Source organism: Streptomyces sp. NPDC045955, from assembly GCF_056430805.1.
On record NZ_JBWKKY010000028.1, the window covers coordinates 27,698 to 45,423 of the forward strand.

Consider the following 17,726-nt stretch of genomic DNA (forward strand, 5'->3'; position numbering starts at 1 on the left):
GCGGGCGGACACGCGGCGGGCAGCCCGGCAGTCGTCCCCGCGCCCGCGGGGGTAGCTCGTCCTGGTAGAGGTCCAGGTGGTCCAGGACTTCGTCGTCCCCGCGCCCGCGGGGGTAGCTCTCCCTTGTACGCCTGCCTCACAGCGCCGCACAGGTCGTCCCCGCGCCCGCGGGGGTAGCTCTACGAACGGTGGAGGCGCGGCACGGCTGGCTTCGTCGTCCCCGCGCCCGCGGGGGTAGCTCCCTCTCCGCCAGCAGCATCCGGGCTGCAGTGTCGTCGTCCCCGCGCCCGCGGGGGAAGCTCCTCGTCACCCATGTCCGGCACCGGAGGCGCGTCGTCGTCCCCGCACACGCGGGGGTAGCTCGAGGGACCAGGGGCCGTATCAGTGGGGGCCCGGGTCGTCCCCGCACCCACGGGGGTAGCTCCATCATCCGGCGCAGCATCCGCGCGCCGATCGCGTCGTCCCCGCGCCCGCGGGGGTAGTTCCGACTACACGGCGCTGTTCGCGGAGGAGTGCGTGTAGTCCCCGCGCCCCGCGGGGTAGTTCCGCCATGACCGCGGTGTCCAACCTCCAGCAGTTCGTGTACCCGCAGGGGGAGCTCCTCGAGCCGGCCGCTTGCGCCGTAGCCCGCCACGCCGTCCCCGCATGCGGAGGTAGTTCGGGAGACGAGATCCGCGCCGTGCTCGGAGCGTGGTCGTCCCCGAGCCCGCGGGGGTAGCTCCGTTGCCGTGTCGTTGACGTTTGACGACGCCACGTCGTCCCCACACCTGCGGGGGTAGCTCGGACACGTTCCCGCCCGTGCTGTGGCTGCGCGAGTCGTCCCCGCACCCGCGGGGGTAGCTCCTTGGCCGGCGCGACGAACGTGCCGTAGGTCGAGTCGTCCCCGCGCCAGCGGGGGTAGCTCCACCGACGGGTCCAACACGGACATGGCGTCCTGTTCGTCCCCGCGCCCGCGGGGATAGCTCCTCGGCCACCTCCGGGATCGGTACGGCGCCCGGGTCGTCCCCGTGCCCGCGGGGGTAGCTCCTCGTTGATCTCGTCGAAGGTGGCGTCGGCCTCGTCGTCCCTGCGTCCGCCGGGGTAGTTCCGCGGCCGAGGTGATGCTCTCGTTCGGGGTCCCGTCCTCCCGTGCCCGCAGGGGTAGCTCGCCGTAGAAGTGCCTGTTGCCGCCGATCGTGGCGTCGTCTCCGCACCCGCGGGGGTAGCTCCTTTGCCGGGAGCCTCCAGCGCTACCTTGACCGTTCCTCCCCGCACACGCGGGGGTAGCTCCTGAGCCAGCCGGCACCTGAAGTCCGAGGCCCAGTCCTCCCCGCGCCCGCGGGGATAGTTCCTGCCAGCCCTCGTGTCCCTCACCGGCCTTGCGGTCGTCCCCGCGCCCGCGGGGGTAGCTCGGGGCTTCGAGATCCCTGCGGCGCACCCCCAGGTCGTCCCCGCATCCGCGGGGGTAGCTCCCGGTTCGTGAAAGTCGTGAAGGCCCGGGTGAGGTCGTCCCCGCACACGCGGGGGTAGCTCCGAGTCAACGCGGAGCGGAACGCCATCGCTCCCGTCGTCCCCGCGCCCGCCGGGGGTAGCTCGACCGGCGGACCGGCCGTGATCATGTGGGGCTGGTCTCCCTGCGCCCGCGGGGGTAGCTTCGCGTACGCGTAGGCGTGAGGCTTGTCGAAGCCGTCGCCCCGCACCCGCGGGCGGCACACCGCGCCGGCTGTTTCGTCCCCGCACACGCGGGGGGGGGAGCTCCGTCCATCGCGGCGGCCTGCGCCCCGACACTCCGTCGTCCTCGCACACGCGGGGGTAGCTCCCGGAAGGCCGGCGACACCGTGGCCGTGCGCCGGTCGTCCCCGCACACGCGGGGGTAGCTCGACGCCGAACGGGCCCACCTTCGGCGACCTCGGGTCGTCCCCGCATACGCGGGGGTAGCTCCTGCCGGTTCCTCGGCTACAAGGACAACAGCGGGTCGTCCCCGCACACGCGGGGGTAGCCCCACCGGCGGACCGGCCGTGATCATGTGGGGCTGGTCGTCCCCGCACACGTGTGGGTAGCTCCGCCGCAGTGGTGACGGGAGTTGACCCCTGTGCGTCGTCCCCGCGTCCGCGGGGGTAGATCCGACTGCGATGCGACCTGGTACGGCCGGGTGGCGTCGTCCCCGCGCCCGCGGGGGTAGCTCCTTGCGTGGGCCGAGCTGCTTGCGTGAGCTGAGGTCGTCCCCGCACACGCGGGGGTAGCTCGACGCCTGGCGCGAAGAGCGTCACCGTTACCACGTCGTCCCCGCGCACGCGGGGGTAGCTCGTGCCGTGAGTCCGAGTCGCTGGAGGGGAACCAGTCGTCCCCGCACACGCGGGGGTAGCTCCTCCTGGGCCTACTGGAACAGCCTCGGCTACTGATCGTCCCCGCGCCCGCGGGGGTAGCTCGCGAACATCGACATCGATGTTGTTCTTGCCGTTGTCGTCCCCGCGCCCGCGGAGGTAGCTCTCCCCTTTCGCTGTACGCGTGTTCTGGCAGTAGGTCATCCCCGTGGGCGCGGGGGTAGCTCCAAGGTCGTCCTGTCCGGCCGGCGGCAGGGCCAGTCGTCTCCGCGCTTGCGGGGGTCCGGTGTTGGAGGCGTCGGCGGTGACTCGCACTACGTCGCCCCCGCACACGCAGGGGTAGCTCCGCCAGCAGCTCGTTCACTTCGAGCTGCTCTCCGAAGCGGTGCAGCTCGTACATTGCGGCCTGGTCGTCCCCGCGCACGCGGGGGTAGCTCGTGGGTCCAGACCCCGGCGGCGTCCGGCGGTACGTCGTCCCCGCACACGCGGGGGTAGCTCCCTTGCGAAGCGTCTCGCGTCGTCGCTCACCACGTCGTCCCCGCACGCGCGGGGGGTAGCTCGATCACCGGTCTTCGGCAGGCGGCGCACCTGCTGTCGTCCCCGCACACGCCGGGGTAACTCCAGTCGGGTGTTTCCGGGTGGCCTCGCTCGGGGTCGTCCCCGCACACGCGGGGGTACTCCCTCACCGTCGACCTGAACGTGGACGGCGCCGCGTCGTCCCCGCGCCCGCGGGGGTAGCTCTCCGAAGCGGTGCAGGTCGTACATTGCGGCTTGGTCGTCCCGACGCTTGCGGGGCAACTCCAGGAGCTCCCAAAGCTTCGGGCCAGGCATTCCGTCGTCCCTGCACCCGGGGGGGTGGCTCTGCGGAGAGAGCGTTGAGACTGAGGCAAACCGACGGAATTCGCTGACCTGCTGAAACACGGCCTCGGAGCAGTAGGTATCCCATGAAGGGGTGTGAAGCCTCCCATTCATAACGGGGCGTTGTCATGCGCCGCGTCATCGCCGCCGCCGCCGGCGGCGGCGGCGGCGAGAAGACTTGCCGCCCTTCCTGTCACGACCCCGGGCACGACCACCAACCACCCCATCCCCAGCAGAGGAGACAGCCTGAACGTCATCAGCAGGGGCAGTGACGGCACACCGTTCGAGGATGGAAACCAGCTCCGCGACGACTTCCGAACGGATCCGGGCCTCCTGCATGCGCTCCTGGCAGCGCGCCAGATCCAACTCCGCGGCACGCACACGCGCCTCATCTAGGGCAACCAGCTGCTTGAGCTGCACTGCGGCCTGCTGCAAGAACTCCCGATACCCCATGACTGTCAAACGACGGGCGGGCAGGGCGGACACGCGTGCTACCTCCGCGGCGTCGACCACCCTTCGAGCACACCCAACCGGGCGGCATTCCGTCACTTGACGAGCCCCATTTCGTCGGTAGCCCACTGACGCTGGCGGGGCTTCGTCACCACCTGCTCGCAGCCGTCGTCCCCGCGCCCGCGGGGGTAGCTCGGACGCTGTCCGGATCGCGTGGGACAGCGGGATGTTGTCCCCGCACCCGCGGGGGTAGCTCCTCGACGCGCTCGCCGCCGACCACCTCGACATAATCGTCCCCGCACACGCGGGGGTAGCTCCTGGAGGACCGGCACGACAACGTTCATGATCGCATCGTCCCCGCGCACGCGGGGGGTAGCTCCATCCTGGATCACGGCCACTTCAGCGTGTTGGATTCGTCCCCGCGCCCACGGGGGTAGCTCCTCCCAGCAGGCGGTACCGGCATGACCGACGTGGTCGTCCCCGCGCCCACGGGGGTAGCTCCATCGACGGCGCGAAGGTGGCGTTCGCCGGTCTGTCGTCCCCGCACACGCGGGGGTAGCTCTCACAAGCCGCGTTTCCGTGGCCAGGACGAGGGGTCGTCCCCGCAAAGCGGGGGTAGCTCCGTCTCGTCGCTGCGGAAGTTCCTCAGGATGCCGTCGTCCCCGCGCACGCGGGGGTAGCTCCCCCGTCGCCTCCTACGCCACCCAGGGCCTCGTGTCGTCCCCGCACACGCGGGGGTAGCTCGTTCGGCGCCACTCCGGAGGACCGGGCTCGACTGTCGTCCCCGCGCCCGCGGGGGTAGCTCGCAGTACAACGGTGTCCCGCCGTGTTCTTTCGCGTCGTCCCCGCGCCCGCGGGGGTAGCTCCCGCCCGACCACCAACCCCCGCGGAGCACGCCTGTGGTCCCCCGCGCACGCGGGGGTAGCTCCCACCGTGACGGGCTCGGACCGTTGGGACCGAGGGGTCGTCCCCGCGCCCGTGGGGGTAGCTCTGTGCAGGTGATCGCGTGCCGTATCGACGGCACGTCGTCCCCGCGCCTGCGGGGGTAGCTCCACCGGGACCACGCCGCAGTGACAGCCGTCGTGGTCGTCCCCGCGCACACGGGGGGGGTAACTCCCAGTCGTCGATGCCGCCGTGGTGGCCGACGATGTCGTCCCTGCACACGCGGGGGTAGCTCCGAGTCAACGCGGAGCGGAACGCCATCGCTCCCGTCGTCCCCGCATCCCCGGGGGTAGGTCCTGGACGGTCAACGAGTGGGTAGTAGCTCTCTCCTCGGTCCCCTTGGGGCTGTCTCAACGATGTCGTCCCCGCATCCGCGGGGGTAGGTCCTGGACGGTCAACGAGTGGGTAGTAGCTCGTCCTCCCCGCCACCCCTGCCGGCGATCGCGGAGACCCCCACCAACCGCCTCAACCGTCTACTGAGCGCCTTCGGCGACAGCCTCCACGACGCGCGCACCCTCGCCCCCTCACCCGGACTGTCGGTCCGGCGCCGCGCACTGCGCCGCCGCATGGCAGCGCAAAACACTCGCCCCACCCTCTAGGTGTGCTGATCGGACAGGTTGGTGACGCGGCTGGCTGGTGTGTGGCCGCTGATGCCGGTGTGGGGTCGGTGGTAGTTGTACCAGTCCAGCCAGTCGTCAAACGCTGCCTGTCGTTCGGCGTCCGAGGTGTAGGGGCGCTGGTAGGCCCACTCCTCGAGCAGGGTGCGGTGGAAGCGCTCGACCTTGCCCTTCGTCTGCGGCCGCCAGGGCCGGGTCCAGCGGGGGCTGATGCCCAGCTCGCGGCAGGTGTCGCGCCAGGTGTTCTTGGTGTAGGACCAGGCGTTGTCGGTCAGCACCCGCTCGACGGTCACGCCGCGTGCGGCGAACCAGGCGGTTGCCCGTCGCAGGAAGCCGGCGCAGGTGGCGGCCTTCTCGTCGGGCAGGTCTTCGCTGTAGGCCAGGCGGGAGTGGTCGTCCAGGGCGGTGTGCAGGTAGGCGTATCCGGTCGTGGACCGCTTGCGGTTGGCGCTGCCGGCCGGGCGGCCGAGGACTTTGTGGCCGTGACTGTGTCACTTCCCGTGGATGTCATTTCGACGCGAGTTTGGGAGTCACCTGACGCCCGCCTGCATGATCAATGTCGATGAGAATTGATGTCACTCGCCCTTGGGAGGGGTCGGTAAGAGAGGCCATCGGCAACATTGATCACGGGGCTCGCTGTGGGTCTCCGTGTTCATCGGCGCCTTCCAGGGCCTGGGGCGATGAGTTCCTTCGACGTGCTGCGCGTTGGCAGATGAGCCAGTAGATGAGCGCCGCAGGTGGCGAGACGCACAGCAGGATGATCAGCAGGCGGGAATCGATCACGTGAGTGTGTGACGCAGGCTGTTCCGCCTCGCCTGGCAGGTCTCTCAAGAGGGCATGGAGTTGTTCGCGGGTGCGTGCTTCGTAGGCCGCGGCCACACGTTCTTCGAGTTCGGGAAGTGTCAGTCGGCCAACGGCGTAGTGGTGTTGCAGTTGCGCTTCGACCTGGTCGCGTTCGGCGTCCGAGGCTCGTAACGCAGGGCTGATGGTGTGCTCCTCGCTGTCATTCATGGCGGCCTCTCAGTCAGGGGTAGCGGTGTCCGGGGATGGGCGGTCTTGCAGGTCGACGACCGCGATGACCACCCGCGTCCAAACCCCTGGGGCGTCGCGGTCTCCGAATCGGGTGGCGAGCTGTTCGATGTGACTGCGCAGCTCGGCGAGGGCCTCGTCGGTCAGTCGCAGCGCACCACGATGCAGGTCGATCTCCCGGCGGCCTCCTGTCTGCTTGGACCGGTAGGCAGCGTTGATGTCGGCCCGGGTGGCGTCCAGCATCGAGCCGAGGAACTCGGCCATGTCTTCCGGGTTCGCAGCATCGGCGGGGGGTTCTGTGACGGCGGGGGTATAGACCCGCTCGACCTTGCCGCGGGCCAGCGGCCGGTATTCGGCGATCTCGATGAGCCCGGCCCATTCGAGCTGATTTAGGTGGTAGTAGAGCCGGTCTGCTGGAAGGTCGACGTGATCGGCGAGTTCGCGTGCGGACTGAGGCATCTCCCACAACGCTTCCAGGAGCCGGATGCGCAGGGGATCGGCGAGCGCCTTGTGCACACCGTGCCACCGACGGGTCGATGCACCGGAGCTCTGTGTGCTCATCGATCGCCCCTCCATTGCACAGGTCTTCACTCGTTGGAAAATTCTACAGCCAACGGATAGAGGGTCGCAGCCAGTTGGAGCGGTTAAAAACTGAGCCAGGCCAGGGGTTTCCCTCCCGGACGGGTCAGTGCGATTGCGTGACCGCGTCAGCCGGCTGCGGCTTGCTGGGCTTGTGCCTTGGTGTGTGCGAGCCGGTAGGACTCGGTGCCGGTCTGGATGATCGCGCCGTTGAAGGTCAGGCGGTCGACGATTGCCGCGCAGAGCCGGGGGTCGGTGAAAGTCTTCGTCCAGCCGCTGAAGGACTCATTGGAGGCGATCGCGACGCTGTTCTTCTCCTCCCGCTCGGTCAGCACCTGGAACAGCAGCTCAGCTCCCCGCCGGTCAAGTTCCATGTAGCCGAGTTCGTCGATGCAGAGAAGGTCGACGCGTCCGTAGCGGGCGATCGTCTTCGACAGCTGCTTCTCGTCGGCGGCCTCGACCAGCTCGTTGACGAGCTTGGTGGCCAGCACGTAGCGGACCCGGAAGCCCTGCATGGCGGCCTCGGTGCCCAGCGCGATCAGCAGGTGGGACTTGCCGGTGCCGGAGTCACCGATCAGGCAGAGTGGCTCGCCCTTCTTCACCCACTCACAGGTCGCGAGCGTGTTGACGGTGGCCGGGTCGACGTTGGGGTTGGCGTCGAAATCGAAAGTCCGCAGGCTTTTCTCCCGCGGGAAGGCAGCGGCCCGGATGCGGCGTTCGGACCGGCGCCGGGCCCGGTCGTCGCACTCGGCCATCAGCAGCTCGGCCAGGAAGGCCCGGTAGGACATCTGCTCGCGGGCAGCGCCGTCGGCCTGTTCCTTGAACTGCTGGCGGATGGTGGGCAGCCGCAGCATGCGGCATGCCTGGTCGATGGAGGCGGTGGCTGCTTCTTCGGTCAGGCCACGCTTGCGCATCATGATCCTTCTTTCTCGCCGGCCGTGCGGCCAGGCCGCTGGTCGTAGTGGGCCACCGAGGGGAGCGGCCGGTTGTCGGGTGGGAGATGGGACAGCCTCCAGTCGGCGAGGAAGGTCACCGACGCGGTCGGTCCCTCGTCCTTCGTCGCCTGCTCTGTCCCGGGACGGGCTGGCGGGATCGGCGCACCGTCTGACTCGGCGAGTTTGCGGGCTTCCAAGGCGACTGCGTCGGCGGTGAGGGCTCCAGCTCGGTAGGCGGCGGCCAGGCCGGCCACGACCTGCTCGTGGTCCATGTGCCGTGCCAGCAGCAGTACTTCGATTAGCGCGCGGGTGCCGGCGGCGTCACCGTGGGCGGCCTTCGCCGCAGTCCACCACTTGTCGTGGACGGGGGTGAAGCGGCCTGCGGAGCGGGCCTGCTCCAACGCGGTCGATCCGGGAAAGGCGCCTGGTTTGCGCAACAGGGCCTCCAGGTAGTGGTCCAGGACCAGACGGGAGCCATTGCGGCCGCCGAGGCGTTCATGCCGGGTGACCACCTGGCGGCCGTCGTAGACGACGAGGTCGTTGGCGTGCAGCAGCACCCTCAGTTGGCGGCCGATGAAGCGGACCGGGACTGAATACACGTTGCCGCGGACGCTGATCTGGCTGAACCGGTTGACCCTCGGGGTGAACCAGCGTCCCGTCTCGAAGGGCTCCGCCGGCAGTGGCCGTAGCAAGTGCAGTTCGTCCGCGAAATAGTGGCCGATGGTGCGGGTGCGGCCCCGCAGTCTCCGGGCTTCGTCGGCCTGGTCCCACTGGTCGACCATCGCGTTGAGCTCGGTGAGCGAGGCGACTTCGGGGACGGGGACGAAGTGGTTGCGGCGGAAGTAGCCGATCTGCCCCTCGACGCCGCCCTTCTCGTGGGCACCCTCGATGCCGGGTCGGCAGTAGAACGGCTCGATACCCCAGTGCGAGCGGAATGCCGTCCAGCGGTCTGTCTCCACCCGGCCCCGGCTGAAGCCCAGCACACGCTCGACCGCGGCCCGCAGGTTGTCGTAGCGGATGTGGACCCGTGGGACACCGCCAAGTACCCGAAAGGCATGCACGTGACCTTCGAAGAACGCCTCCTGACCTGCGGTGGCAAACACCCGGTGCACTGCCTTGCCGGAATACGACAGCCGCAGCGAGAACAGGTAGAGCCGGGTCAACTCTCCGGCCAGGAGCACGTGGATCTCACCGAAGTCGACCTCGGTCTCCGCCCCGGGCGGATGGGTCTGGGGCACGAACATCGCCTGCGGGCCGATGCCTGCGTCCCGCCGGATCTGCGGCCGTCGATCCTTCACGTATGTGCGGACCATCGGGTAGGAGATGTCGGATGCGTCGTGTTCCTCCACCAGCCGGTCGAAGATCCGCTGAGCGGTGTGCCGCTGCTTGGCCGGTGCGTCCAGGTCTGCCTGCAGGATCCCGTCGATCAGAGGCTTGTAGGGATCCAGCCGGGACTCCCGGCGTCGCTGCTGCTGGCGTGGCTCCGGCCACTGGCCGTCGAGGGCCCTCCGGACCGTCCGCCAGGTGACGTTGTACTTGCGTTGCAAGGCTCGCTGCGACATGCCACTGCGGTGGGTCACGGCGGATCGCGGCGTACAGATCGACCTTGGACTGAGACTTCCCCATAGGACCCCCTGCGGCAGAAGCACACTCCACCGTCCCACCGCAAGACCCTGGGTGACGTCAGAACAAACCGACATCGCAAACTCGGTCAGAAGGTGACTCCCACAGTCACGTCGAAACGACTCCCGCACTGAGATACAAAGCCACGCAGGGCACCTTCGTCAACGAATCCCTCGTCCGCAGCGGTCACGCCGAGGCGGTCCTCTACCCGCCCAACGACAAGTACTGGACCAGGATCTCTGACGCCGAGGACGCCGCCCAGCAAGCCGGAGCCGGCCTGTGGACCGCCTGTTCCGAGCAGCCGGAGACCCCCACCTCTTCCCCGGGCTCGCCTGACTCCGCCCCGGACACCCCGGCACGCCCGGATCTCCCGGACGGGCCTCCCGCTGGTGTCCCCGATGTGGACTGCTCGGACCTGTCAGGCCCGCCGTCGCCGCCGTCGGCCACGGGCAGCGCCTCGACCTCGACGTCGGGTACGGCCCGGCGCAGCCCGGCCGTCACCCGCTCGGCGACCTCCACGGCCGTCAGCGACCCCGTCTGGGTCGGCCCCGACGACCCGCACCGCCTTGACCGGGAACGGTGACGGCATCGGCTGCGAGGCCAACTGATCCGCTGACAGACCCACGGTGCGAAGCGCACGCTGCGAATACTGCCTATCCACCAGTTGGACGGCGGTGTGGAGGCGGCTGGCTTCGTAACCGAGAGCTGACACCGTTTGTCGTCGAGTTCGAGCAGCACTTGTTGGTCACAGAGCCCAAAAATGTCAGCGAGAACTGACACCGCTGTCACCGGGATGGGGCTTTTGTTGCCCCGCTGGACGGCCCTCGCGGAAGAGGCCCGTCACATCGGGAGGGAGAACAGACGCACTGGCTTTGAAGGCCAGCGTGCGTTGTCGCGCAGGGGCGTCACCATGGTCCGCAGTGGCATGGTCACCAGGCGGTTTTCGGGTTGTTCGACAAGCACCTCCTTGTCGAGAGCGTGCCATCCGAGGCGCTGGTACAGCGGCACGAGGGGAGGTCGGCAGAACAGGAGCGCGTGCTGAGGACCCATCGTGCGAGCGTGGTCAAGTGCCGCCGTGACCACGCGCCGGGCCAACCCCTGGCCCTGCATGTCGGGTGCGACGGCCACTCCACCGACGCCTACCACTTCTGTCTCGACATCACCGATCGCAACTGGCAGCCGGAGAAGGCCGGCGTGTGCCACAAGCCGGTCGCCGTGTCTGATACCGAAGTGCTCTTTTTTGGGCAGCCAGGTCAAACCGGCCGCGGCAACACCGAAGGGATCATCGCCGTCACCGAGGATCTCGTCCTGGTCCGTCTTCGTGTACTGAGGAAGCCGCACCACAGCCGGTGCTACAGAGGATTGGTTGTCAGACATGCCCACATGATGATCTCTCTTTCGAGGTCGGGCCAAGTGATCGATCAGCCGATCACCGGGAGTAGGACTGGTGTAGGTCAGCTGCCAGAGTTTTGTGCTGCGGCCCGGGCTTGGGTGATGGCGAGGCGGTAGGATTCGGTGCCGGTCTGGATCAGGTTGCCGCCGAAGGTGAGCCGGGGATCGGTGAAGGTCTTGGTCCAGCCGCTGAAACTCTCGTTCGAAGCGATGGCGACGCTGTTCTTCTCCTCCCGCTCCGTCAGAACCTGGACAGCAGCTCAGCGCCCCGTCGGTCCAGCTCCACATAGCCCAGCTCATCGATGCATAAAAGGTCGACACGGCCGTAGCGGGCGATTGTCTTGGTCAGCACCTTCTCGTCTGCGGCCTCGACCAGCTCGTTGACGAGCTTGGTGGCGAGTGTGTAGCGGACCCTGTAGCCGGCCATCGCGGCCTCGGTTCCCAGCGCGATCAGCAGGTGCGACTTGCCGGTGCCCGAGTCGCCGATCAGGCAGAGAGGCATGCCCTTCTTGACCCACTCGCAGGTCGCCAGGGTGTGGATGACCGCCGGGTCCACGCTGGGATTCGCCTCAAAGTCGAAGGCTCGCAGTGATTTCTCGCGGGGGAAGGCGGCGGCTTTGATCCGTCGTTCGGAACGGCGGCGGGCCCGGTCGTCACATTCGGCCATCAGCAGTTCGGCGAGGAAGCCGCGATACGACATCTGGTCACGGGCGGCGGCTTCGGCCAGCTCGGGGAACTGGGCTCGAATGGTGGGCAGCCGAAGCATGCGGCATGCCTGGTCGACGGCAGCGTCGGCGGCATGTTCGGTCAGCCCGCGGTGGCGTTTGAACGTCGTCATGGCAAATCTCCCTCGCCGGCGGAACGGTCCGGCCGCTGCCGCGGTCGGAGCAGCTGGTCGTAGGCCGCGACCGACGGCAGCGGCCGAGTATCGGGCGGCAGGTGGGCCAGCCGCCGTTCGGTCAGGCAACGTCACACTCGCCCGACCGCCTGCTCGCCGATCGTGCTCCGGGCCTGCTGAAGACCCTGCGCGAGAACGACCCGGACTTCGTCCTTCTGGACGGGACCCTTGCCGAATGCGACCGGGTCGGCGACAGCCGCGCGGACTACTCGGCCAAGCATCACCGCCATGGGGTGAACGTGCAGGTCGTCACCGACCCCACCGGCGAGGTTCTGTGGATCTCGCCCGCGCTGCCGGGTCGCACGCATGACCTGACCGCGGCCCGCACCCACCGGATCATTCGGATCTGCGAGCGGCAGGGCGTAGCCGTACTGGCCGACCGCGCTTACCAGGGCGCCGGCCCCTGGGTCACCACCGGGCTCAGACGACCGCCCGGCGGCGAACTCACCCCTACGCAGCGCACCCTCAACCGCGCACTGGCCCAGGCCAGAGCTCCCGTCGAGCGCGGCATGGCACGGCTGAAGTCCTGGCAGATCTTCCGCAGAGCCCGCATCAGCCCCAACCGCATGACCGTCATCGCCAAGGCCGTCCTCACCCTGGAGAGGCAACGCTGAAAAGGCTCACTGGCAGACTTCCTCCACACCTTCAACCACCACCGCTGCCACACCGCACTCGCAGGCAAGCCACCGATCAGCCGTGTGAACAACGCCGCGGGTCAATACACCTAGAGCGCCGTCTCATTGGTTGTCGTCGAACAGGACCGCGTTGACGATGTGCGCTCGTACATCGTTCCTGGTGCGCTCGGCGATGCCAGAGTCCATTGAGTAGGCGCTTACGGTCATCCACAGGTTTCCCGTTTGAGGGACGCAGACGACAGTGGCGATCGCGTCACTGTTTCCGCCTATCACTTGGTAATCGTTGTCGGCGGACGTGTCCCAAATCGTGAAGCCTTGCTGCCTCATAGCGGACTCCGCGAAGCGCAAGCCAGTCTTGAGACTCGCCTGTTTGGTAAATGTGCCCCAATGTGCATGCATGTGAATCTTCTTTCGGGAAATGCCGGCGAGCAGTGGAACGCATTGAGCTCCAGGCGGCGGTCTGCGGAACTTGCGCTACGTAGATTGCCAGCACCAGCTACGTTCTGTTGGTCACCTCGAGGGCGTTCAGCGCAAGTGCCAGCAGCGCGGCCGAGACCTCCCGGATTACGTGTATGGCCTCGTTGAACGCTGGTTGGAACCTGTCACCGCACTCGATGGTGTAGCTGAACACTTTCGTGGCGGCTGGGTTTGTGAGGTGGCGACTGTACGCGTAATCGTCGCTCGTCCCCGATGTGGGGTACAGCCCGTATGCTGCCTCGACGCCGTAGTCGACACCGCGCACCGCACGTACCGCGTCATTCATGCGCTCCGCCAGCTCGACTGCGATCTTCAGATCCCGTTCGGGGATGAATTCACCGATTCCGTCGTCCGGTCGCCCTCGAATGGCATCGAGATTGGGGTTGCGGAAGTTGTCTGCCGGGGAAGTGGACTGGTTCTGGTCGGACCCCCAGTTGTGCAGGATCACCGGGACTGCGCTGTGGACGTCGGTCATCCACTGGATCTGCGGATAGGTGTCGAGAGTCCAGACCACGTTACGGGTCTCGGGCTCTGACGCGGGGGCCGGCCCTCGGTAGACCTGCGGATCACATGGAGCGCTCGACGTATGGACATCCGCGTCCGGGGCGAACTTCGAGGTGTGGTCCCACAGGAAGTCGAAGTTTCGGTTCAGATCCACGCCCACGCATGAGGGATCCGTGGACCCGGCAGGTGCCGGTCGGCGGTTCTTCCGCCACATGGCGGAAGTCGTTTGGCTGAAGGCCCGCCCGTCGGGGTTAACACAGGGGAACAAGAAAAGGTTGAGGTTCTCCATGACCTGTGTGACTTGGGCCGGCGAGAACGTCGCCGACCCGTAGCCGAGCCCGGTGGCAGAGTCGTGTGCCTCGAGTAGGTCTGCGGCCAATGAGATCAGTGCATCGGGCGGTATCCACTCGCGCGCATGCATCCCGCCCAGCAGCAAAATTCCGGGTACCTCGTCGGCCTGCCGTGTGCCGAGCCGCAACAGCCGCGCAGTTCGGGCCTCGTGGGTGGAGTGGGGCGGAGTGATGATTTCTGTCGCTCCGGGGTAGGCGCCGTGCAGACTGGTGATCGCCGATTCGATCTCGTCCACGTTGAGATACATGGTCACTCCTTCCGGCCAAGACCGTGTGGGACGGCGTCCCGGTCAGCGAAGCGGTCACCGCCACCGACCTCTTGCTTCTGGGTACGCCAGTTCTCCGTGACGTTCTCGACCGCGGTGATGTTCACCAGCGGTGCCGCTCTGGCCCGGTCGAGCTGGTCCTGCCGGAAGTAGAGGTCCAGTCCGACGCCTGCCCGGGTGCTGCGCGCGATGGCGCGGCAGCCGACATCGGGCCGTGTCTCGCGAAGGAACTCCCTGAGCACTTCGGCGTTCTCGGCAACGACGTGGCAGCGGTAGACATCCGGTTCCTCGCTCATGGCCTCATCCCCTCGGCGAGCGTGACGGCTTGGGAGGCGTTCACCCGGCCGAAGCCGTAGTCGTCGTTGTGGCCAGCCGCGTCGTACTGCACTTCCGGTCCTCCGATTTTGTCGGCGGACTTGTGCATCACGTCGCGCAGCTGGTCTCTCGTGAGGTGGTGGTTCACGGACAACGCCAGTGCGGCGCAGCCGGCCGCGCAGGGAGCGGCGAAGCTGGTGCCGGTGCTGGTTCCGAAGGTGCCGCCGGACATAGTGCTGACGACGTTGACGCCGGGTGCGATCAGTTCGACCTCTGGGCCTCGTGCTGCGTTGTCCTCCCGATCCTGGTTGTTCGACCGCACCACGGCGATCACGTCCGGATGGGAGACCACCTCGTCCTTGGTGATGTCGACGTTCTTGCCGTTGCTCGCCGCCCAGAAGATGGCCAGTCCCTTGCCTTGGCGGCCGTTGGTGGCGGCGAATTCGAGAGCAAGTTCCAAGGTGGTGGTCATGTCCCAGTCCGCGTTGTTCGGGCCGAGGCTGCTGACCAGGATGTCCGCTCCGTTGCCAGGGGCGATCCCGGGGATTTCCGTCGAGGCATCAGCTGCGTATGCCACTGCACGGGCGAGCGTCGTCTGCGTACCGACCTGGTCTTGGAGGCATGCCATGAGGATTAGGCTGCACTCGGGTGCCGCGCCTGTACCGCCGGCCCCGTTGTTGAGCCGGGCCCCGACCATGCCGGCGCAGAAGGTGCCGTGATTGCTGTCGGGCATCCCCGTGGTGCCTTGGACGAAGACCGCGCCTTCTCTGTCTCTGTCGTCGAAGAATCCCGACAGCGGATCCAAACCGGTGGTGAGGTCCGGGTGCTGCGTGTCGAAGCCGTTGTCGATGACGGCGACTCGCATGCCGGTTCCGAAGGTACGGTCCCAGGCAGACTCTATATGGACGTCGGCGTCCGGGGCGCCGCCGCCTGTGCCAGTGTTCCTCCACTGCCACTGCTCGGGGTACCGGGCGCCCCTGGGCCTGAACCGTCCGGGGACGTGTTCGATGAGCGAAGGTTCGGCGAATACGAAATGGTCGTTGTCATGGAGTTCGACGGAGGCCGCGAGGGCGTCGTGCGATGCCGCGGCGCGCACCTCATAGAGGTTCTCCGCGAAGCGGAGTTTGTTGACAACCGTCAGACCCGCCGCTTCTAGCTCGCGTTCGGCCGCCTCCTCCGGGAGCGTCGGCTGCAGCTGGACGGTCAGCGCGTCGGTCGCGATACCGATTCTGCCGTTAGGCCGTCGGATGACGTTGCCGGTCGCCTCCGTGCCGGGAAGCTCCTCGCCTGTAATGAACGCTTCGCGGGTCTGCTCGTTCGGTCTGACGAATACCCAGTTGGCGCGGGCGAAGGCGTCGCTCGTCTCATCGTCGACGCCAGCCTCGCGAACCTGCTCGCGGGCGCTGCTTCCCAGTTCTGCCTGCACCTCGGCGGCTTCTATTCCGGGAGTGTCCCTGCCGATCTTGACTGCGACCACCTCGTCGAGCTGTTCGGCCTCGACGAGGTGACCACGCTGATAGTACTGACGTGACATGACGCCTCTTCAATGTCGGGTGAGTCCTAGGCCGATGGCGACACGGTTCCGGACCCGGAGCGTGAAGGAGCGTGCTCCCTGTGCAGGGTTGGAGCTGCGTGCGCTCAGTGTCTGACCTACGGCACAGGGACCGGAGGACCTGTCCTGGTTCCCGGCCCCTGCCTTCACTTCCAACGCTCACGCGGAGCGCGTGGTGTTACGGCCTTGTACCTGCACCGAGCTTTCCGGCATCCCGGAAAGCTCGGCGGCATCCCGGAAGCCATTCCCCGTCTCGTTGATGCTTCCTGTCGCCGGACGGGTAATCCAGAGCTCGCGAATAAGCCTGGATAATCCGCCAAGCAGCACCGAGAGATGGAGACGTCGGCTACCTACCAGCTGACGCCGACGCCAATACCGAAGGCACTGACGCCGAGGGAGAACCTTTCTTGGCCCTCAGGCGGGTCGAGCGATTCGCCGAGCAGGGCAGAGCGGACAGGAACTCCGGAGCTGCTCTTCCACTCCACGTCCAGGTCGACACCATTGGCAAGCGTCCAGAACCGGTTGAAGAGGTCTCTCGTGTCGCGCACGGCCTCCGGTGCAATGCCCTGGGCGTCCGCCGCATCCCTGACCTGTACAGCGAAGGTTTCCGGGTCCTGCAGCGCCTCGAGCGATTCGAGGATCGACTTCGACATCGCCTTGCTCATAATCTGGACGACCTTCTGATACGCCTCGTAGTCGGCGTCCGCTTCTGCTGCTCGCTTTGATTCTGTTTGCGTGGCCATGACATTCCCCTTCTGAGTCGGCTCCCAACCATTCGCCAGTCTCTTCCGACGAAGTCGCAGAGGTTCGGATGCGATGCCGGCTTGGCCTGGATCCGCGAAACCCCTGCAAGGGAGGGAGGCTCTGCGGCCTTCTGCTCACGAGCATCCCCCGCCCGTGTTTGGGCAACGTACGGCGGATGGTGTAGTGGCGTTGCCCAGGCGTTTCCGAGCCATCAACGGTGCGTCGTCGCCGCAGGAAGCGGCGGCTGGCGCAGACGCCCAAAAGCATGTGAGCCAGTAGGCTTGCCCTGGCGCCACCTGCGGCGATGAGCCTGCCAACCGGATGCGGCTGGCACAGGCCGACGGCACAGTGGTGAACGTGCTTGTAAACGAAGCTTCGACCGAGGTATCGCTCAACCTGTTGGGCGCCTTCGAGCTCACCTGCTGCGGCGGGGCACCCGTACACCTTCCGCTTGGAGCTCAGCGACTGCTGGCGTTCCTTGGCCTCAGGCCCGACGGCGTCCACCGTGGCGCGGCAGCGGAGCAGTTGTGGCCCGACTACCCTTGTCACCGGGCTGCGGCCAACCTGCGTTCGGCATTGTGTCAAGGGCGGCGCGCCTGCTGTGTCCCTCTGATCGACTGCATCGGGCAGCGCCTGCGAGTATCGCCAGTGGTCCGCGTTGACGTCCTCCGACTTCACGAATCGGCGCGGCAGATTATCGACGGGCTAGCATCGCCGTCGGCCGGCAATGAGATGCTCATAGCGGAATTCATTCGCGAACTGTTGCCGGCCTGGTCTGATGAGTGGCTGTACTCGGACCGCCAACGCTGGGACCAAATACGTCTTTATGCCTTGGAGAGCCTGGCCCAGCAGCTGCTGGCCGTCCAGCAGTACCTGCCTGCCGTCCAAGCTGCACTGGCGGCCACCTCGATCGATCCGATCCGGGAGACCGCCCACCGCATTCTCATCGAGATTCATCTCGCCGAAGGCAACGTTGCCAGTGCGGTGAGGTGCTACCAGCAATACGAGGTCTACCTTCAGCGGGAGCTCGGGGTCAGCCCGTCGCCGCAGATGACCGATCTGTTGCAGGGACTGCCATGCCTCCAACAGGACCGGCACAGGCGGCAGCCCAGTGCACCGACGCAGGGAGTAGCGCCCGTACCTGACCGGCTGCGTAAACAGGCTGGCGGCTCACGTGCACGAGACGCGGCCGCGACGCCTTCTAAACGCCACGGCATACGCCGGCATGACGGCCAGGGCCTACGGTAGTAGCGCCCT

General features: G+C 67.3%; 12 protein-coding genes and 6 pseudogenes. 4 read left to right on the forward strand and 14 right to left on the reverse strand.

Annotated features, from left to right (window positions below; all coding sequences use genetic code 11):
- Nucleotides 1-3,299 precede the first annotated feature (3,299 nt).
- The 6 genes and pseudogenes from AC07F0_RS36000 to istA all read right to left on the reverse strand — a co-directional run bounded on the left by AC07F0_RS36000 (nucleotide 3,300) and on the right by istA (nucleotide 9,275).
- On the reverse strand, nucleotides 3,300-3,647 hold the full coding sequence (locus tag AC07F0_RS36000) for a hypothetical protein (protein ID WP_478984150.1): 348 nt from the start codon (nucleotides 3,645-3,647) through the stop codon (nucleotides 3,300-3,302).
- A gap of 1,501 nt (nucleotides 3,648-5,148) precedes the next feature.
- A pseudogene (locus AC07F0_RS36005) lies at nucleotides 5,149-5,652 on the reverse strand (integrase core domain-containing protein); the annotation flags it as partial.
- A 142-nt stretch (nucleotides 5,653-5,794) separates the two neighbouring features.
- On the reverse strand, nucleotides 5,795-6,181 hold the full coding sequence (locus tag AC07F0_RS36010) for a DUF1707 SHOCT-like domain-containing protein (RefSeq protein WP_436729348.1): 387 nt from the start codon (nucleotides 6,179-6,181) through the stop codon (nucleotides 5,795-5,797).
- A 9-nt stretch (nucleotides 6,182-6,190) separates the two neighbouring features.
- Nucleotides 6,191-6,760: a helix-turn-helix domain-containing protein gene (locus AC07F0_RS36015; RefSeq protein WP_478984152.1), complete on the reverse strand. Its 570-nt coding sequence runs from the start codon at nucleotides 6,758-6,760 to the stop codon at nucleotides 6,191-6,193.
- A 146-nt stretch (nucleotides 6,761-6,906) separates the two neighbouring features.
- Complete coding sequence (istB, locus tag AC07F0_RS36020) at nucleotides 6,907-7,695, reverse strand: IS21-like element helper ATPase IstB (RefSeq protein WP_478984154.1); 789 nt, start codon at nucleotides 7,693-7,695, stop codon at nucleotides 6,907-6,909.
- Nucleotides 7,692-9,275 carry an IS21 family transposase gene (gene istA / locus AC07F0_RS36025; protein ID WP_478984156.1) on the reverse strand — a complete coding sequence of 528 codons (1,584 nt, stop codon included), beginning with the start codon at nucleotides 9,273-9,275 and terminating at the stop codon, nucleotides 7,692-7,694. The genes istB (AC07F0_RS36020) and istA overlap by 4 nt, the downstream gene beginning before the upstream one ends.
- A 191-nt stretch (nucleotides 9,276-9,466) precedes the next feature.
- Between istA and AC07F0_RS36030 the strand changes: the two are divergent.
- Nucleotides 9,467-9,610 (forward strand): annotated as a pseudogene (locus tag AC07F0_RS36030) (thermonuclease family protein); the annotation flags it as partial.
- 152 nt (nucleotides 9,611-9,762) lie between these two features.
- Here AC07F0_RS36030 and AC07F0_RS36035 read toward each other — a convergent pair.
- The 3 genes and pseudogenes from AC07F0_RS36035 to istB (AC07F0_RS36045) all read right to left on the reverse strand — a co-directional run.
- A pseudogene (locus AC07F0_RS36035) lies at nucleotides 9,763-9,864 on the reverse strand (glycerate kinase); the annotation flags it as partial.
- 312 nt (nucleotides 9,865-10,176) lie between these two features.
- Nucleotides 10,177-10,713, reverse strand: coding sequence for a GNAT family N-acetyltransferase (locus AC07F0_RS36040; RefSeq protein WP_478984158.1), 537 nt, complete (start codon nucleotides 10,711-10,713; stop codon nucleotides 10,177-10,179).
- 77 nt (nucleotides 10,714-10,790) lie between these two features.
- Nucleotides 10,791-11,566, reverse strand: a pseudogene (gene istB, locus AC07F0_RS36045) (IS21-like element helper ATPase IstB).
- A gap of 149 nt (nucleotides 11,567-11,715) precedes the next feature.
- Between istB (AC07F0_RS36045) and AC07F0_RS36050 the strand changes: the two are divergent.
- A pseudogene (locus tag AC07F0_RS36050) lies at nucleotides 11,716-12,240 on the forward strand (HARBI1 family protein); the annotation flags it as partial.
- Nucleotides 12,241-12,246: 6 nt separating this feature from the next.
- A pseudogene (locus AC07F0_RS36055) lies at nucleotides 12,247-12,354 on the forward strand (IS481 family transposase); the annotation flags it as partial.
- Nucleotides 12,355-12,363: 9 nt separating this feature from the next.
- Here the strand turns inward: AC07F0_RS36055 and AC07F0_RS36060 are convergent.
- The 5 genes from AC07F0_RS36060 to AC07F0_RS36080 all read right to left on the reverse strand — a co-directional run bounded on the left by AC07F0_RS36060 (nucleotide 12,364) and on the right by AC07F0_RS36080 (nucleotide 16,468).
- Nucleotides 12,364-12,660, reverse strand: coding sequence for a hypothetical protein (locus tag AC07F0_RS36060; protein ID WP_478984160.1), 297 nt, complete (start codon nucleotides 12,658-12,660; stop codon nucleotides 12,364-12,366).
- Between the two features lie 97 nt (nucleotides 12,661-12,757).
- Nucleotides 12,758-13,840 (reverse strand): M14 family metallopeptidase, encoded by a 1,083-nt coding sequence (locus AC07F0_RS36065; RefSeq protein WP_478984162.1) that lies wholly within the window; start codon nucleotides 13,838-13,840, stop codon nucleotides 12,758-12,760.
- 2 nt (nucleotides 13,841-13,842) lie between these two features.
- A complete protein-coding gene (locus tag AC07F0_RS36070; protein WP_478984163.1) occupies nucleotides 13,843-14,154 on the reverse strand; it encodes a hypothetical protein in 312 nt (103 codons plus the stop codon).
- Nucleotides 14,151-15,707, reverse strand: a complete 1,557-nt coding sequence (locus tag AC07F0_RS36075) for a S8 family serine peptidase (protein ID WP_478984165.1) — start codon at nucleotides 15,705-15,707, stop codon at nucleotides 14,151-14,153. Before AC07F0_RS36075 ends, AC07F0_RS36070 begins: the two co-directional genes overlap by 4 nt.
- 368 nt (nucleotides 15,708-16,075) lie before the next feature.
- Nucleotides 16,076-16,468: a hypothetical protein gene (locus AC07F0_RS36080; protein WP_478984167.1), complete on the reverse strand. Its 393-nt coding sequence runs from the start codon at nucleotides 16,466-16,468 to the stop codon at nucleotides 16,076-16,078.
- Nucleotides 16,469-16,790: 322 nt separating this feature from the next.
- Here AC07F0_RS36080 and AC07F0_RS36085 point away from each other — a divergent pair, with 322 nt between their 5' ends.
- A complete protein-coding gene (locus tag AC07F0_RS36085) occupies nucleotides 16,791-17,717 on the forward strand; it encodes an AfsR/SARP family transcriptional regulator (protein WP_478984169.1) in 927 nt (308 codons plus the stop codon).
- The last annotated feature ends 9 nt before the right edge of the window (nucleotides 17,718-17,726 follow it).